At 40.5% G+C, this 17741-nt stretch carries 16 protein-coding genes, 1 tRNA gene and 2 pseudogenes; 10 read left to right on the forward strand and 9 right to left on the reverse strand.

From position 1 onward, the window contains the following. Positions 1–127 precede the first annotated feature (127 nt). On the reverse strand, positions 128–1081 hold the full coding sequence (locus ABRT01_RS13805; protein WP_269411098.1) for an MBL fold metallo-hydrolase: 954 nt from the start codon (positions 1079–1081) through the stop codon (positions 128–130). Between the two features lie 295 nt (positions 1082–1376). Between ABRT01_RS13805 and ABRT01_RS13810 the strand changes: the two genes are divergently transcribed. Further along, entirely contained in the window at positions 1377–1994 is a 618-nt protein-coding gene (locus tag ABRT01_RS13810; RefSeq protein ID WP_269411097.1) for a spore coat protein, read from the forward strand. A gap of 192 nt (positions 1995–2186) precedes the next feature. Further along, positions 2187–4127: a lipoteichoic acid synthase gene (ltaS, locus tag ABRT01_RS13815; protein ID WP_269411096.1), complete on the forward strand. Its 1941-nt coding sequence runs from the start codon at positions 2187–2189 to the stop codon at positions 4125–4127. An 80-nt stretch (positions 4128–4207) separates the two neighbouring features. On the opposite strand, the gene ABRT01_RS13820 is transcribed toward ltaS, so the two are convergent. The 3 genes from ABRT01_RS13820 to ABRT01_RS13830 all read right to left on the reverse strand — a co-directional run bounded on the left by ABRT01_RS13820 (position 4208) and on the right by ABRT01_RS13830 (position 7515). Then, positions 4208–4384: a hypothetical protein gene (locus ABRT01_RS13820; RefSeq protein WP_269411095.1), complete on the reverse strand. Its 177-nt coding sequence runs from the start codon at positions 4382–4384 to the stop codon at positions 4208–4210. A gap of 16 nt (positions 4385–4400) precedes the next feature. Further along, positions 4401–6353 (reverse strand): aconitate hydratase, encoded by a 1953-nt coding sequence (locus ABRT01_RS13825; protein ID WP_269411094.1) that lies wholly within the window; start codon positions 6351–6353, stop codon positions 4401–4403. A gap of 292 nt (positions 6354–6645) precedes the next feature. Beyond that, positions 6646–7515, reverse strand: coding sequence for a YitT family protein (locus tag ABRT01_RS13830; RefSeq protein WP_269411093.1), 870 nt, complete (start codon positions 7513–7515; stop codon positions 6646–6648). 157 nt (positions 7516–7672) lie between these two features. On the opposite strand from ABRT01_RS13830, the gene ABRT01_RS13835 reads away from it, so the two are divergent. The 4 genes from ABRT01_RS13835 to ABRT01_RS13850 all read left to right on the forward strand — a co-directional run bounded on the left by ABRT01_RS13835 (position 7673) and on the right by ABRT01_RS13850 (position 11041). After that, positions 7673–7849: a YfhD family protein gene (locus ABRT01_RS13835; RefSeq protein WP_269411092.1), complete on the forward strand. Its 177-nt coding sequence runs from the start codon at positions 7673–7675 to the stop codon at positions 7847–7849. 81 nt (positions 7850–7930) lie between these two features. Further along, positions 7931–8176, forward strand: a complete 246-nt coding sequence (locus ABRT01_RS13840) for a DNA alkylation repair protein (protein WP_269411091.1) — start codon at positions 7931–7933, stop codon at positions 8174–8176. Positions 8177–8282: 106 nt separating this feature from the next. Beyond that, positions 8283–8726 (forward strand): YueI family protein, encoded by a 444-nt coding sequence (locus tag ABRT01_RS13845; protein WP_367747970.1) that lies wholly within the window; start codon positions 8283–8285, stop codon positions 8724–8726. A 323-nt stretch (positions 8727–9049) separates the two neighbouring features. Further along, a complete protein-coding gene (locus ABRT01_RS13850; RefSeq protein ID WP_269411090.1) occupies positions 9050–11041 on the forward strand; it encodes an acetoacetate--CoA ligase in 1992 nt (663 codons plus the stop codon). A gap of 193 nt (positions 11042–11234) precedes the next feature. Here the strand turns inward: ABRT01_RS13850 and ABRT01_RS13855 are convergent, their stop codons facing one another. Further along, complete coding sequence (locus ABRT01_RS13855) at positions 11235–12134, reverse strand: LysR family transcriptional regulator (protein WP_269411089.1); 900 nt, start codon at positions 12132–12134, stop codon at positions 11235–11237. 112 nt (positions 12135–12246) lie between these two features. On the opposite strand from ABRT01_RS13855, the gene ABRT01_RS13860 reads away from it, so the two are divergent. After that, complete coding sequence (locus tag ABRT01_RS13860) at positions 12247–13314, forward strand: YeiH family protein (protein WP_269411088.1); 1068 nt, start codon at positions 12247–12249, stop codon at positions 13312–13314. 136 nt (positions 13315–13450) lie between these two features. Here the strand turns inward: ABRT01_RS13860 and ABRT01_RS13865 are convergent, their stop codons facing one another. From ABRT01_RS13865 to ABRT01_RS13875, 3 genes and pseudogenes are all read right to left on the reverse strand, one after another. Next, positions 13451–13762, reverse strand: a complete 312-nt coding sequence (locus tag ABRT01_RS13865; protein WP_269411087.1) for an MGMT family protein — start codon at positions 13760–13762, stop codon at positions 13451–13453. 130 nt (positions 13763–13892) lie between these two features. Then, the gene (locus ABRT01_RS13870) at positions 13893–15176 is read right to left on the reverse strand and encodes a S8 family peptidase (protein ID WP_269411085.1); all 1284 of its coding nucleotides are present in this window, start codon (positions 15174–15176) and stop codon (positions 13893–13895) included. A 271-nt stretch (positions 15177–15447) separates the two neighbouring features. Further along, positions 15448–15773 (reverse strand): annotated as a pseudogene (locus ABRT01_RS13875) (MazG nucleotide pyrophosphohydrolase domain-containing protein). An 87-nt stretch (positions 15774–15860) separates the two neighbouring features. Here ABRT01_RS13875 and ABRT01_RS13880 point away from each other — a divergent pair. Together ABRT01_RS13880 and ABRT01_RS13885 are read left to right on the forward strand one after the other, a co-directional pair. Next, positions 15861–16442 (forward strand): annotated as a pseudogene (locus tag ABRT01_RS13880) (LOG family protein). A 94-nt stretch (positions 16443–16536) separates the two neighbouring features. Next, on the forward strand, positions 16537–16947 hold the full coding sequence (locus ABRT01_RS13885; protein WP_269411084.1) for a GNAT family N-acetyltransferase: 411 nt from the start codon (positions 16537–16539) through the stop codon (positions 16945–16947). Here ABRT01_RS13885 and ABRT01_RS13890 read toward each other — a convergent pair. Then, positions 16916–17461 (reverse strand): Druantia anti-phage system protein DruA, encoded by a 546-nt coding sequence (locus ABRT01_RS13890; protein ID WP_367747981.1) that lies wholly within the window; start codon positions 17459–17461, stop codon positions 16916–16918. The two genes, ABRT01_RS13885 and ABRT01_RS13890, sit on opposite strands and share 32 nt — an antisense overlap. Before the next feature lie 117 nt (positions 17462–17578). On the opposite strand from ABRT01_RS13890, the gene ABRT01_RS13895 reads away from it, so the two are divergent. Continuing rightward, a tRNA-Ala gene (locus ABRT01_RS13895) sits at positions 17579–17651 on the forward strand. Positions 17652–17741: the final 90 nt, after the last annotated feature.

The following is a 17741-nucleotide window of genomic DNA, read 5'->3' on the forward strand; positions in this document are numbered from 1 at the left end:
TACACATCCCATCCTTCAACAAACTTGTCAGTAAAGAAAAAAATAAAAAATTTTTGAGATAACTAAAACAGCAGCCCATTTTATGAAAAATGAGCTGCTACATTTCGGTTTATACCTTACTACATAGCTAATCCTTTTTATATTTCTTCTGCAAATAATCAATTAATCCCAGTGCACTGACTTGCATATCCATATTGATCAGGACATATACGCCGTGGTCATCATCAATCAATAGTGTTCGCAAATATTCCTTCACCTGCTGCAGCAATCGTCCAGCAAGCTCATCATAGCCCTTTCCTGCTTTAAAAGTGTCTTCTGCTTCTTGTTCAAACACATCCAGCCATTCAGTTACTTGTTTTAAGGCTTCTTCAACTTTTTCTGTCATGCCAAAGTGTCCGTAATAAATGCGATCAACATTCATTTGGCGTATACGAGAGATCGCCTGTCTCATTGCCTCTGGATCAAATTGATTTGGAGATGTTGATGGTAAAAATAAATCAACACCATCAGGAATAAGTTGTTCATAACGAATTCCGACAGTATCCCCGGTAAAAATGCCATCGCTTACAGGATCATAAATACTGAAATGATGTTTGGCATGACCTGGCGTATCAAAAAATTCCAACGTACAAGTCGGACTGATTTGAAGTGTATCGCCTTCACCTCTGATAATTATCCGATCTTCCGGTACTGGGATAACCGGGTCAAACAATTCCTGGAAACTATCCCCATAAACCGCCTGTGCACCCGCGATCAGCCGTTTGGGATCAGCCAGATGCCGCGCTCCCTTTGGATGGACAACGATCTTTGCATTGGGACAATCACGGATGAATAACCCTGCCCCTCCAGCGTGATCCAAATGAATGTGAGTTAAAATAATATATTTTACCTGATCCAAGGAAAAGCCAAGATCCTTCATTCCTTGCTTTACATGTTTAATGGATGGACTTGGTCCTGTTTCCACCAAAGTTAATTCTTCCTCGTTGATCACATATGTACCAGTTCGCTGGGGAACCCCCAAATCAAAACCATCGATTAAATGAATTCGTTCATCAATTTGAATTGGGTCTTTTGATCTCATTTTCTCGCCTCCTGTATTTTATCCAACTATTTCTATTATACAAAATTTTTATAGCTATGCACAAATAGAACATATAAATTCGTGTTCAAAAGGAGGATGAAAAGGACCAAGAAGTTCTAGGCGGCGTAGCTTTGAGCACCGGAGTGTACATAAAAGGTACATGAGGAGCGGAAAAGCAAGCCAACGAAGAAATTCGAAGTGTCATTTTCACCGGACTTTTTGAACATCCTCTAACAGCACATACTTTTATGATATGCGGATAAACTAACATCGAAAATTTGAAGGAGGTTATAAGATGCTAAATCAAAATCAGCAACAACAAAACATGCAACGTTCACCTCAATTGCCATCACAGCAAGATTTCGGCGGGCATGATATGTTTGATGCCCATGAAGCATTATCCACGTTAACAGGTTTAATGGAACAATATTTATTATACGAACAACACATCCAGGACCAGGAATTAATGGGAATGGCCCAGCGTCATAGCGCTTTTATCACGCAACTTTACAACACGATCTGTGAAACATTCAAAACGGGAAAAGACCCGGCTGTAAAAACACAGACGTATAACATGGAACAAAACAATAATGTGACTTACGGAATGAAACCATCTGCACCGAAAATGCCTAGTCAGTCAGTCAATGAAATTAATGATCAATGTCTTTCCGGCTTCATGCTGGGACAATTAAAATCCTGTGCATCTGCGTTTACTATGACAGCATTGGAAATGACCAACCCTGTCTTAAGACGCATTTTTCAGGATAGTATTCCGAATGTGATCGAGATGGCGTATGAGGTATTCCTGTATCAAAATAAGCATCAGTATTATCAAGTGCCACAATTACAGCAACAGGATATGCAAGCATTCCAGAACAGTTATGCGCCAGTTCAAGGAACCATGCCGCATTAGATTTAAAGGCGCTGAGCCAAAGGACAAACTACCCGCTATTGTTGACGGGTAGTTTTTTATACCTATTATTTCTGAATTTTATAGCCTAATGGTAACTTCTGCATACACCTTGCAATTATTCGGTTTTTGGTTTAGAATACATTGATTGAGGATACTATTTAATTAAGCAAACCAATTTGAGGTGAAAAAGCAATGAAGAAAATGATTTCTTCAAAAATGGGGTTCTTCTCCATTGCAGTAATTTTGGTATGGCTAAAAACTTATTTCATATATTTATTTGAATTTAATTTGGATGTCCAAGGTGGGTATCAGCAATTTCTATTGTTTATTAACCCATTAAGCTCAGCCTTGTTTTTCCTGGCCATAGCGTTATTTGCCAAGGGGAAAAGAGCGGGAATATGGATGATCATTATTGATTTTTTAATGAGCTTTCTTGTTTATGCAAATGTCGTATATTATCGTTTTAACAGTGACTATATAACTTTACCAACATTAACACAAACTAGTAATTTTGGCAGCTTAGGCGGAAGTATCGCTAGTTTGGCAGAGTGGTATGATGTGTTTTACTTTTTGGATCTCATTATCCTTATAGCTTTGTTTGTTTGGAGCAGGAAGGATTGGTCAGTCAGCCGCCTAAAAGCGAGGAAACCTTTAACCATTATGACTATTGGTATTATTGTCTTTACAGTAAACTTGGGACTAGCTGAAATCGACCGTCCACAATTGCTTAAAAGGACATTTGACCGCAACTATGTTGTCAAATATATTGGTTCCTATAACTTTGCGATTTTTGATGCACTGCAAAGCATTCACTCCTCTTCACAACGGGTGTTTGCCGATAGCAGCGATGTTACAGAAGTGGAAAACTATACAAAAAATAAATATGCTGAACCGAATTCAGACCTTTTCGGTGTAGCAAAGGGCAAAAATGTGATCAAAATTCATTTGGAATCATTCCAATCATTTTTGATTGATTATAAGTTAAATGGTGAAGAAGTTACACCGTTTTTAAATTCGTTGGTGCATGACCGAGATAAAAATTTCACGTACTTTGATAACTTCTTCCATCAAACAGAACAAGGTAAAACAGCAGATGCGGAATTGATCATGGATAACTCGATATACGGTCTCCCTCAGGGTTCTGCATTTGTAACCAAGAGTAAGAACACGTATCAAGCTTTACCAGCAATTTTGGATCAGCGGGGAGGCTATACTTCAGCTGTTCTTCACGGGGATAACAAGTCCTTCTGGAATCGTGATGAAATTTATAAACAGTTTGGAATCGATCATTTCTTTGACTCCAGTTACTACGATATGAGTGACGATAAAGTGATCAACTATGGTCTAAAAGATAAACCATTCTTTAAAGAATCCATTCCATTGCTTGAGTCAATGGAACAACCGTTTTATTCTCATTTGATCACGTTGACCAACCATCATCCGTATCTCATTGATCCGGAAGATGCGACGATTGATCCGGCAGAAACAGGTGACCCATCTGTTGACCGTTATTTCCAAACTGCCCGTTATTTGGATGAATCATTAGAGCAATTCTTTAAGGACCTAAAAGAATCCGGCTTATATGATGATTCGGTAATCATGCTTTACGGTGATCACTATGGTATTTCTGACAGACATAACCGGGCCATGGAACAAATTACCGATGAGGAGATTACTCCATTTGAAAATGCACAATTACAACGTGTGCCATTTATGATTAAGATACCTGGTGTTAAAGGTCAAGGAGTTAATCACACGTATGGCGGAGAAATGGATGTTATGCCTACATTGCTCCACTTGGTAGGGATTGATGCACAGGATTACATTCAGTTCGGTACAGATCTCTTTTCCAAGGATCATAAAGATTTTGTTCCATTCCGAAATGGCGACTTTATGACACCGGAATACAGTAAAATCGGCAGTAAATATTACGACAACGATACTGGTGAAGTAATCGAAGAAACAGACAAGATGAAGGAAACGAAAGATACCGTTAACCATGAATTGGAACTTTCCGACAAGCTTCTATTTGGGGATTTATTACGTTTCTACAAGCCAAATGATGACTGGAAACCAATTGATCCTTCTGATTATCGGTATGGGAATGATGAACAGGAAGATGAAGCCGAATAAAGATTGGCGAGATAAATCTTAGAATAAAAAAGAAGTAATCAACGGGAAATCCTGATGATTACTTCTTTTTTTATAAAAACTCAATCTAATAACCGGTTATTTTCGTCAACGGTCATAACTCGTGCTTCTCTGGATTCATTCTTCTCCGGCAAAATGCCTGTGCCTTTACAAACACTGCAATTGTATTGCCAGCCCTCATCATCTGCCAGCATGCCTGTTCCTTCACACGCTTTACATGTTTGTTCACGGTTAACCATTCTTATTTCCTCCTGACTATGCAAGTTGTTGACGATCTTTCACCCAATTGATGATGCCGCCTTTTAGCATGATGTCAATTTGACGTTCAGATAACGCATGGTTTACTTTTATTTCCTGATTTTTGTCCTTCACCTGAATCGTAAAGGAATTTCCCTGTTTGATTTTGTTATGCAAATCATTTAACTCCAATGTATCCCCTTGTTCCAACGTGTTATAATCATCTTCATTTGCAAAGGTCAATGGCAGTACACCAAAGTTGACAAGGTTTTGCCAGTGGATGCGGGCAAAGTCCTTCACAAGAGCAACACGTAAGCCAAGATACCTCGGTGCCAGTGCCGCATGCTCACGGCTGGAACCTTGTCCGTAGTTAAATCCACCAACTATCGCATGCCCCCCATGATCGACCGTTTTTTTACCTCGATCATAGTACGTGTCATCGATGATTTCAAAAGCGAATTTACTTATTTCTGGCAGATTGCTGCGAAATGGTAAGACTCGTGCGCCACCAGCAAGAATTTCATCAGTGGAAATATTGTCACCCATTTTTAATAAGATCGGCAGTTCCAGGTGATCCGGGAGTTTATCCATTTTCGGTATGGATGCGATATTCGGTCCTTTTTGCAATGTAACTTGTTTTGCTTCTTCGTACGGGAGCGGCTTATCAAGCAAATTAACATCGATGGTCGGCTTTTTCGGTTCCCTTACTTTTGGATAAGCAAAGTCCAGTGTTCGCGGATCCGTTATTTCACCTTTTAAAGCGGATGCCGCTGCTGTCTCCGGGCTGCAAAGAAATACGCTGTCTTCCTTTGTACCTGAACGTCCAGGGAAATTTCGCGGTGTTGTTCTGAGACTATTTCTGCCGGTAGCCGGTGCCTGCCCCATCCCGATGCAGCCGTTACACCCTGCCTGATGCAATCGTGCGCCTGATTGGAGGAGACTGGCAATATGACTTTCTTTGACAAGATCTGTTAGCATTTGCCGGGAAGTTGGGTTGATGTCGAAGGAAATCCCATCTGCAATATGTCTGCCATCGACCATTTCCGCTGCAACTGCAAAATCCCGAAAACCCGGGTTTGCCGATGACCCGATATATGATTGGTATATTGGTGTGCCGGCAATCTCCTTGACTGTTACTACATTTCCCGGACTGGAAGGTTTCGCAATCAGAGGTTCCACCTTGGCCAGGTCAATTTCTTCATCAATATCATAGGTGGCACCTTTGTCGGCGACTAGTTCCACCCAATCATCTTCCCGGTCCTGTTCTTTTAAGAAATGTTTAATTTCGTTGTCGGAAGGAAAAACCGTCCCTGTCGCTCCCAATTCCGCGCCCATATTGGCAATCACATGACGATCCATTGCACTAAGCGTTTCGACCCCGGGACCATAATACTCAATAACCCGTCCAACACCGCCTTTTACATCATGCCGGCGCAACATTTCCAAAATGACATCTTTTGCACTTACCCAATCCGGGAGTTTGCCAGTTAGTTTAACCCCCCATACTTTTGGCATTTTTACATAAAATGGTTCACCGGCGATTGCCAGCGCAACATCAATCCCGCCTGCACCCATTGCTAACATCCCCATACAGCCATTTGCACACGTATGACTGTCAGATCCCAATAGTGTCTTTCCAGGTTTGGCCAACCGCTGCATATGTACCGGATGGCTCACACCATTTCCTGGACGGCTGTAATGTATCCCGAAACGCCTTGTCGCGCTTTGTAAAAAAAGATGATCATCCGGATTTTTACTGTCCACCTGAATTAAATTATGATCGACATATTGAGCCGAAGCTTCTGTTTTAGCCCGATCAAGCTCCATTGCTTCCAACTCGAGCATCACAAGCGTTCCTGTTGCGTCTTGTGTCAATGTCTGATCAATTTTCAGACCAATTTCCGTGCCAGGTATCATCTCCCCCGAAACAAGGTGGTCCTTTATCAACTTTTGCGTTACATTCAAAGGCATGACATGTACCTCCCTAAATAATTATCAACCTCTACCTAGTTTATAAATAATCAAAAAATGTATACATAAAAAAGCGGAAGTGAACGTTTAGCGGTGTGTGGTTTAGGCTGGTTTTGTGGACAAGGTTATTTCGTCTAAGTTCGGTGATTTGCTGAGAAAAATTGGGTGAATTTACTGTGAAAAGAGCCTTCTCGGTTGGTTGGAAAGGAAAAGCACGGGAACAGTCTAACAGCATTTCCCGGTTAACACCAAGAAATCAAAACGAAACAAGAGAAGTCATTCCCTTGTCTCGCTAAAATTTTTGTCCATAATATTTATCAAGGGAGAAGCCACGGCCAAGGATTTCTGATGCATTGATGAAAACAACAAATGCAGTGGGGTCTTCCTGTTGTAAAATATGTTTCAAGTTCACTGCTTCCCTTTGCTCGGTAACGCATAAAATCATTGTTTTGTTTTCGTTGGAATATCCGCCTACCGTACGAATCTTGGTTAATCCCCGATCTATTTTGTTACGGATAATCGCCTGGATTTTTTCTTCGTTTTCCGTAATGATCAAGATTAACTTGGTTGATGCCGTTTGTAACTGCACCATATCAATTACCTTGCTTGTCACATAAATGCACATTAAAGCAAACAGTGTAAGTTCCAAATTAAATACAATGATGGATGAAATAACAACCAGCCCGTCAACAATAAGCTGGGAATATCCGCTGGACAACCCGGTAAACTTTTTAACAATTTGTGCAATAGCGGCAGTCCCTCCGGTAGAACCATTCCCTTTATAAACGATACCCAGGCCAACGCCAAGCACGATCCCACCGTAAAGAGCACCGAGAAATGGATTAGTTATGGTATATGGAACGTTTGCTGTCAGATAAATAATAAATGGTACCCAAAGTGTTCCTACAAGCGTTTTTCCCCCAAAATCTTTGCCAAGTAAAAACCATCCAATGATAAAAATCGGAATATTAATGGTGAATTGTGTAAGTGCAGGACTTACACCATACATACCGTTCAAAATGGTACTGACACCAGAAATGCCACCAGCTGCAAGTTTGGCCGGTAATAAAAATATATTATAAGACAATGCGACAAGTGTTGCGCCAATTATTACTTTGGCGTAATCATATAACGTTTGTTTTGCGTTTTTTTGTTTAACCATTTTCCTTTTCTCCCTTAACGAACATCGATATCTTGATTTTAAATTTGTTTATCGGTACTGTCAATTTCTTGTAAAGTTCCATCCAATACATGATTCAACAAATTGCACATATACTACGCTTGTAAATTCTATTTACCTTCATAAGGCGGTGGAAATTGTGGGAAGAGACGACCATAACAATAAAACCAACAGTAAGAACTTTCTTGCTCAGACCCCAAAGAACATGAAGTCAGATGGAATTGATGTTGAATTCTCTGAAGCACTGGCTGATGAAGAGGATAAAGAAGCTCAAGCGAGAAGCCGAGCAGCAGAAAAACGTATTAAAAGTAAATAGTTATTTAAGGGACGGGAATCAGTCCGTCCCTTTTTCATATTTCACTAACTACCGGTTATACTACGTGCAGGAGGTGATCGTATGGGACAAGCATATCGATGCCCAAATTGTAAAACCAATCGTTCCAGATTTAATATCATCAAGCAGATTGCACACCCGGTAAAACTTGATGCTGAAACGGGCGACATAATCAATGATTATACAGACGATGAAGTAGAGATTTATCATGTTAATTATAATGGTCCGGAATTTAGAGTTCAATGCGGTGTTTGCGGATTGATAGAAGATGAACAGACATTTAGCAAATTTGCTGCATACGATGGGTGAAATCCCGGAAGTAATGACATTATTGTGAAAGAATGACATACTACTTGTATAAGCAGTTGTTCCCTTTGTACAATAAAAGTAACAACATTGGTCTGGGATGATAACAATGAAAAAAGTGGAAGACTATCTCAATGATGGAATGTATGGTGTTCGTATGCCAAAACAGGACGAGCGGATTCACTATTTGGGTACATTACGGGAACGCGTTGTCCTGGTCTTAACGAAGGGACAAGTCATGTCGGATAAAGCAATCCGGCAATTGGAACAAGCCATGCAAGAACACCCGGATACCAAATTATTACTAAATGGGCATATCCCCTACCGTTTTTTTGAACGGGAAAAGGAATTGGCTTTAAAATATCATATCCCCTATTCAAATGTAACAAACGAGCAGTCTGATTCTGACATTGGCGCCGTTTTAACCTATGATTATGCTATCGACAAAGAGAATATTTTTGTCGATGATGATGAAGCAATCGAAAATAACAAGAAAGATGAACCACAGTCTTTCTTTACGAGAATGAAAGAATGGTTTTTCCCCTCAACGTGACACTACGATTGAAGCTATTCGGTTTCATGCATAGAGCATTTGCTTTACACCTGGTAAGCGTTTACCTATAATATATAGTAGTGCGTGTTCAAAAAGAGGATAAAAAGGACCGAGAAGTTCTAGGCGGCGCAGCGTTGAGCACCGGAGTGTACATAAAAGGTACATGAGGAGCGGAAAAGCAAGCTAACGAGCTTCAAAGGAAGGCCGACTAAAAACGGGCTTGCGCTCAGGCGTCGGCATACCCCTTTTAAAGGGGCATGTCATTTTTACCGGACTTTTTGAACATCCTCTAGTAAACACTTTTTTCACAGGGGGAATTTTTAATGGCAACAATCAAAGAAGGGACCTTACTATGGGAACCTGATGCAAGCAGAAAACAACATTCCAATATCAATACCTATATGAACTGGCTTAAACAAGATAAAAATTTGGATTTCCCGGATTATCACTCCTTATGGAATTGGTCGGTAACAGAACTGGAATCATTCTGGGAAACCATTTGGGAATATTTTGATATTCAGGCCAAACAGCCATATGAACAGGTTTTAACTACGCATCAAATGCCAGGCGCGAAATGGTTCTCAGGTGCTACGATTAATTATACGGAACATATTTTCAGAAACTATGATAAAAATAAACCAGCTATTATTCATTCCTCCGAGTTACGTGCAACCTCTGAAGTTACCTGGGATACACTTTATCAGGATACAGCATCATTACAGCGGACATTGCAACACCTTGGTGTACAAAAAGGAGATCGGGTCGTTGCATATGTTCCCAACATCTATGAAGCGGTTGTCGCATTTTTAGCCACAGCCAGCCTTGGTGCAATCTGGTCCAGCGCTTCCCCCGAATTTGGAACTCAAAGTGTGATTGACCGTTTTAAACAAATCGAACCTAAAGTCATGATTACAATCGACGGATACCGTTTTGGCGGAAAGGAATTTGACCGTACGAATGTCGTTGAGAATATTCAGTCGGAACTGCCCACATTAGCGGCAACCATTATGATCCCTTATTTACAGGACAATCCACAAACAGATACACTAACAAATGTAACCATGTGGGCAGAAGCTGTCACTACAAGCCTGGAGTTAAGCTTGACCTATGAGTATGTTCCGTTCAATGACCCGCTGTGGGTGTTATTCTCATCTGGTACAACCGGAAAACCGAAACCGATTGTTCAAAGTCAGGGTGGTATTTTACTGGAACATCTAAAGGCACTGACTTTTCATGCCGACCTTGGAGAACAGGATCGATTCTTTTGGTTTACAACAACCGGATGGATGATGTGGAATTTCCTTGTTGGCGGACTATTAACCGGCAGTACGATTATTTTATATGATGGCAGTCCTGGTTATCCGGACAAAAATATGCTTTGGGAATTTGCCGAACAAACCAAAATGACCGTGTTTGGAACAAGTGCCAGCTTTATCACCGGTTGTATGAAAGACGGCATCACACCTGGTAAAGATTTTGATTTAAGCCATTTGCAAAACATTAGTTCAACTGGCTCACCGTTACCGCCAGAAGGTTTTCAATGGTGTTATGACCATGTAAAACATGATTTGTGGATTGCTTCCGTTAGTGGCGGAACGGATATATGTACCGCATTTATCCTTGGCCTTCCAATCCTGCCTGTTTATGCAGGGGAACTGCAATGTCGCGGGTTGGGAGCAAAAATTGAAAGCTACGATGAGCAGGGCAAGCCGCACATGAACGAAGTTGGTGAGCTCGTCTTAACGGAACCATTTCCATCAATGCCAATTTATTTCTGGAACGATCCCGATGGCAGCCGCCTGCACGACAGTTACTTTGATGAATTCCCTGGGATTTGGCGACACGGTGACTATCTAAAAATAACCGATCGGCACACATGTGTCATTTATGGCCGTTCAGATGCAACGATTAACCGTGGGGGCGTACGAATGGGCACAAGTGAAATCTATCGGGCTGTTGATCAGGTGTCATCTGTAGCCGATAGTTTAATAGTTGATATTCCAGACACCCAAGGTAATTCATTTGTGCCTTTATTCGTGATCATGAAGGATGGCTATGAATTGACAGAGGATATCAAACAACAAATAAAACGGCAAATTAAGGAACAGTGTTCACCAAGACACGTGCCAACAGCGATTTATCAAGTTCCGGATGTTCCCAAAACATTGAATGGAAAAAAACTTGAAGTCCCTATCAAAAAAATATTAATGGGAAAAGACGTTGAGCAGGTTGTAAACAAAGGATCATTGGCCAATCCGAAATCACTGGATTACTTTATCAGATTCGCCGACGAACAAATGAAAACTATAAAATAACGACCTAAAAAACCACAGATTAGCCTGTGGTTTTTTATATTTTCGCTGAAATTGTGAATTTCAGCGAAATCGTTGCCGGGGCCAGCTTTTTTATGGCAAACTGTAGCGTTTTTTTGTCGAACTCCAGCGAAACATACTGATCTGCCAACATGAAAAAAATATCTGAGCCAAAACGCATTCACAGTTCCAGCCATTATTTGTCATCTAACGTGGTCAGTGCTCGGTTATGACGCAATAAACGAATGAACACCTCTAAAGCTTTTGTTTGAAAAGGCGATTTCGTCACGATCGAAAATTGGCGGGTAAATGGCAGTCCTTTCAATGGAATGATTTTGAGAACCCCATGATTCAATTCCTTCTGGATGGCCCATTGTGATAATAAGCTGATCCCCAAGCCTGCTTCCACCGCTTCCTTAATCGGCTGGGTACTGCCAAAATTCATTAATTTTCCAGGCGTGAGTTCAAAACGATGAAACATGTTCTCTGTTGCTTCTCTTGTACCCGACCCTTGTTCACGGACAATCCATGTCTCCTGTTCCAAATCGTGGATGTTGACCTTTTCCTTTGTCGCCAGGGGATGATTTGCCGGAGCAACAACAACCATGTAATCCTCAGCAAACTCCTCTACCATCAAATGCTGATCCTTAAAATGGCCCTCGACAATGCCAACATCCAACTGATGGGTTGCCACCAAATCGGCAATTTCCGATGTATTGCCAATCGTAACTTCCGGTTGAATATCCGGGTATGTCTCCAATAACTTGGCAATAATACGCGGCAACACATATTCACCAAACGTATAGCTCGCCCCAATTGATAATGGACCATTGGCTTTATTCACCAAATCATCCACCAAATGCTGCATGTTCGTATATAATCCAAGGATTTCCTTTGCATGATGGTATACAATCTCGCCAGCCTTATTCAAGCGAACATATTTATTCGTCCGCTCTAGCAATCTTGTTCCGAGATTCTGCTCAAATGTGCGGATATACTGGCTTACCGCCGGCTGGGTCATATGGAGCTCCTCTGCTGTCCGGGAAAAATTTTTCTTTTCAGCTACTGTTACAAATACTTGTAAATGTTGATCCACACCTCATCACCACCCCATTTTCTATTATATAAATTTACTTATTATACCTATTATAATGATTTATTTTCCTTATTGAAAGGAATACCCTATGCTAATACTAGGAGGTGTTGATATGGCATTGGAAAATTTGCGACAAGAGGAAGTTGAGGAATCTTCGGAGGCAATCCAACAAGAAAAAAAACCAGAACCATCACCAATTTGGAAATGGATTGGTGGTGTTGCATTTACTTTTTTGATTGCCTTATTGGGCTTCCTTTTAGCGTTGGTGCCTGGATTTGACCATGTTGGGCAGCTGGCATGTGCCATTATTATTGCAGTCGTTTATCGACAAATTTTTGGTTATCCGGAAGCATTACGGTCAGGTATTGCCTTTTCATCCAAACGACTGCTGCGTGCGGCAATTATTTTATATGGTCTGAAATTAAATATCGATACTGTACTTCATGACGGGATTGGCTTGCTTGTCCGTGATGCCGGGGTGATTATTTTTGCCATCCTTGCAACGATCTGGATTGCTAAGTTATTCAAGGCGGACAAAAACATTTCCTTATTATTGGGAGTTGGAACTGGCATCTGCGGAGCCGCTGCCATTGCCGCAGTTGCACCGATTGTAAAATCAAAGGATGAAGATACGGCGATTGGTGTGGGAATTATCGCTCTCATGGGTACGGTGTTTGCGATGGGCTATACCATATTACGTCCATTTTTGCCATTGGATGCTATTCAGTATGGCATATGGTCGGGTTCGAGTTTACATGAAGTTGCCCATGTAGCCCTGGCAGCCGAACCAGCTGGAGATCAGGCAACAGCTATTGCTTTACTCGCAAAATTGGGCCGTGTGTTTTTACTTGTACCACTTTGCTTCATCTTCATCTATATAATGAAACGGAAAAACAAAGGATCTGAACAGTCAGATGCAAAAATTGAATTCCCATGGTTTTTAGTTGGATTTATTATTTTAAGTTTGTTAGGAAGTTATGTATTTGGTCATTCCATCCCTGTATCAGATAGCGTTATGAATGCGGTCTTCAACATTACGACATGGTTGCTCACCGCTGCGATGGTCGGCCTTGGATTAAATGTCAGCTTGCGTGATCTGCGGACGAAGGCATTAAAGCCATTAATCGCGATGACCATTACATCCGTTTGTTTATCTGTGATTGTTTTCTTTATCGTGTAGAGACAGACATATAGGACAGGGCAGGAAGAACATGCTCTGTCCAACTATTTATTAGCTTACTCAAAATATTAACACGCCATCTGCTCCATATGGCGTGTTAATATTCCAGTCAGAAAATAATGTATTCCAATCATGGTTAACACGTATGATTATGTAGGTAGATTCGCAAATCAATTTTACCTTGCTTGTCAACAATGACCCCTTCGCTTTCCAGAGAGAGTTTTTGTATTTCGTGTAATTCTTCATTTTTGATGCTAATGATGCCTTGCGCATTAACAACCCGATGCCATGGAAGATGATACTTCCTGCTCATGGAATGTAGAACACGAGCCACTTGTCTTGCTGCCCTGGGACTACCGGCGATTTTGGCAATTTGTCCATAGGTCATGACCCGCCCTTCAGGTATGTTGGATACGATTTTAATGACATCAGTTGTAAATGGCTGCATACGAAATCCCCCACATAAGATCCTGTAACACTTCTATTTTATAACATAGCAATGATAAATTCATAACCCGTACCATGTTTCTACTGGAATAATATAAGCACATCAAGCATTACTTGATGTGCGCTTCTCATTATCCGAATAGTTTTTCAGCATTTAAATAGCCATTACCTTGAACGTTAGGGGGCTGTCCGATATCTTCACATGCCTGTATGACCTTTTGCTTCACTTGATCCGGGGTGAGATTTGTTTCCTTTTGCAAAATCTGTGCAACTACACCTGCAAAAATTGGTGTTGCCATCGACGTCCCTGATAAAGAAAAATAATTTTTCCCAACACGTGCACCGAAATATATTCGATCAAGATAAGACCCCGGCGACCGAAGTGAAATGATATTCACACCAGGTGTTAACAAATCAGGTTTAACCAAACCATTCACGGTTGGACCCCGACTGGAAAAGTCAGCTACCACATCATCAGATCGATCAATGGTATCGTTATCGTTAACAGCACCTACCGTAATAACTTTAGGACTGATTCCTGGGCTTGAAATAGTTCGTTCCTCAGGTCCTTCATTACCAGCCGCCACACAAACAACAATCCCGTTGTTCCACGCTTTGTCAACGACTCTCACTGCTGGATCATTCTCTGCCGATTGCTGTGCTTTGGACCCAAGGGATAGCGAAAGTACGTTAATGTTATACCTTGATTGGTTTTGGATACACCAATCGATACCTTCGATGACAGTGGAAAGAGATCCGGAACCTTTTTTATTCAGTACTTTGACACCGACCAAGTTTGCTTCTGGTGCAGGTCCTCGATATTTTCCATTTGATGCAGAGCCATCCCCCGCTACATCCCCTGCACAATGGGTACCATGTCCATTATCATCGTAAGGTTTGGTTTTATTTTTCACCAAATCCTTAAATGCAATGATTCGCCCTTTTAAATCCTGGTGTGGATGAATTCCTGTATCAATCACAGCAACGGTAATATCTTTTCCCGTTAAACCAGATTTTTGTAACTGGTTAGAGCGAATTGCAGGAGAAGCAGTATCAAGTAATATTGTCATCTTTCTATCATAATGAATCTTTTTGATATGTTGGCAGTTGTCAAGCAGTCGTTCCAGTTTATCAATGGACAATTTGGTTGAACAGCTGCAAATCGAATGGAATGGACGAGGAGACATGCGGGTAATTTTTTTAAAATCGTTTAGACCATGTTGGTAAGATTGGTTATGAAAATCAATGACAACAGGTAACCGCTTCGTCTTCTTCCTTATATGTTCTACTGGCCGGTGTAAAAAACATGGGATAGAGCGAAAAGGATGACATAATTTTACCAATTCCTGCCGCATATTCCTATCCAGTTTGTCTCCCATACGCCGAGCCAGCTGAACCATTGCAAAGCCAAGCATAAGCAATCATTCCTCCCTGTATATTTACGTGACACGATATGTTACGTCATCTTACAAGGGAATGAATGATGAATTGGTGCAACCTATAGCAAAAAAGGCAAAAAACTAGCTGTAAAATAGAGGATTCGTTGATATTGCAATGTCCAGAGTTTCATATAAACTATTTTCACCTGCTTTTGTAATTTTTACTGCTCGTTCCGGGAGCATTTCAAGCCAATTTGAGATTATTTAATACATAGGTTGTAAGCTTAATTTTAAAAAACAAAATGAATTATTGATTACTTTTCTCATAACGTTTTTGTAACTTGTATCGGTGAGATTGAAAAATATCTTCAAGGGGTATGTCATAGTTTATTGCAATAACAATAATGTTACCAAAACATCGTCCAATTCTTCGACCAGCTCTCGAGTTAAATCTTCATATGTTTCAGTTTTCTTATCAGGTCTATCACGACCAACTTCCAAAGCTCTTATTGCCCTTGCCACTTCTCCTGTCTCTTCGGTTAGAAAACCTATACGTATGAAAATATCAAGTTCGGTCCAACCTCTTGTTTCGTAATATTCTTTGATCCATGATTGAAATTCAGTAGTATTCAAAATGTTAACCCTCTCTTCCTATTTAAGTTTGACAAAAAAATCTATATAATAGTAACAGATGATTCAATCGATATGGAGGAGATGAAAGTGAAAAGGTTAGCTGTTTTTTGTGGGTCTAGTGACGGAGCCTCTGATACATATAAAAAAGGTGCTATTTAGTTGGGAAAGGAGTTGGCGAACAGAGGAATAACACTTGTGTATGGTGGTGCAAGCGTTGGATTGATGGGAGCAGTGGCAAATACAGTCTTAGAAAACGGTGGACAAGTAATTGGGGTGATTCCAGAAGTGTTAGAGGATAGAGAAATTGCACACCCTAATTTAACTGAAATATTTGTTGTCCAATCCATGCACGAACGAAAATCAAAAATGGCTGATTTGGCAGATGGATTTATTGCCTTGCCGGGAGGACCAGGGACGCTAGAGGAGTTTATGGAAATATTCACGTGGGCTCAACTAGGATTGCATCAAAAACCTTGTGGACTCTTTAACATTAACCACTACTATGATCCTCTCGTTTCTCTTTTTAATCATATGGCAGATCAGCAATTTTTAGATGAAAAGTACCGTTCTATGGCCCTTGTGGATTCATCACCTGAATCTTTAATTGAAAAATTTCATACTTACCAACCACCAGCTGTAAAAACTTATATTAAAAGCAATCAAACATAAGCTAAGGTAGACTTTTTTAAAGGGTATATTTCAGAGTAATAGGAAACTAATCTCTTTTCATAGAACTATAAACTAGTAATCGGAGGAATATAAAATGAATGACAATTTCACTATTATCCATGAACCACCGAGGCCTACTGAATACAACGAATTACGACTAGAGGGAGGCATAAGTGGTAAGTCACAAGAGGCCGCAACGGTTGGCTTAAAAAATTCATTGTTTGCAGTTTGTATTTATGATGAAAAAACTTTAATTGGTATGGGACGTGTAATCGGCGATGGTGGTACCTCATTTCAGATAGTTGATATCGTAGTAAAGCCAAATTACCAAGGGCAAGGTCTTGGAAAAAGGGTTATGAAGGAAATAATGGATTATCTCGATGAAAATACGTACCCTGGCTCTTTTGTGAGTCTAATAGCCGATGATCCAGCCAACAATCTTTATGAACAATTTGGATTTAAGTATACCTATCCTAGATCACACGGTATGTATAGAATGTATTAGGTTGGGCGAGAAGTTGAACAAGTTTTTTGGAATTAAATTTGATTACGACATTGAGGAATAACGTTTCCCACCCAACAGGAAGACAGCTATCGGAGTAGGAGTACGGAATGAATTGTTCCTGCCTCTTTTCATCCTTCCAATCCATAAAGCGATCCCTGGCCGCCATCTTGTATGCGGCCTGGTTAAAACTAATCGCACTGACGTGGCGGTCGTCTAGCCAAATCAAGTATTTCATACGTGGTCTAATAATTTTTTGATGTCCAAGGTAATGGTAAGCCTGGACAAGTTGATTCCACAAGGATTCATGTTCACCACGGCTTACTTGTTCTATGGTTAAAGATGATTTCACCAGGTAAAGATCTGCAACAATTGGTGTATCATCTGTATTGTAAATATTTGTTTTTAATTTCATTGTAAGTTCCTTTTGGTGTAAGTTCCTTTTGTCATTTTTGAGAATACGAAAACAAAGACGATTGTATCGCCATCCGGGTCCTCTACTGTTAGAGTAACGTATACATTTTGGTTTGTTTAGTTTTTTTAATCACGCTGTAGTGGTTCAATTGTGGAATTTCACTTGAAAAATAATAGGGAAGGGTCTATAATTAATTAATGTGTTCAGATTATAGTAAATGGGGCATTAGCTCAGCCGGGAGAGTGCTTGCATGGCATGCAAGAGGTCGCGGGTTCGAGCCCCGCATGCTCCATCAAATAAAAACCACCATCTATTCTAGTAAACTGAACCCTATAAAACAGACACGGATAAAAAACTACTTATCCGTTCCGTTTTATAGGGT

Origin of the sequence: Lentibacillus sp. L22 (assembly GCF_040812445.1) — a bacterium.
GTDB classification, from domain to species: domain Bacteria; phylum Bacillota; class Bacilli; order Bacillales; family Amphibacillaceae; genus Lentibacillus_C; species Lentibacillus_C daqui.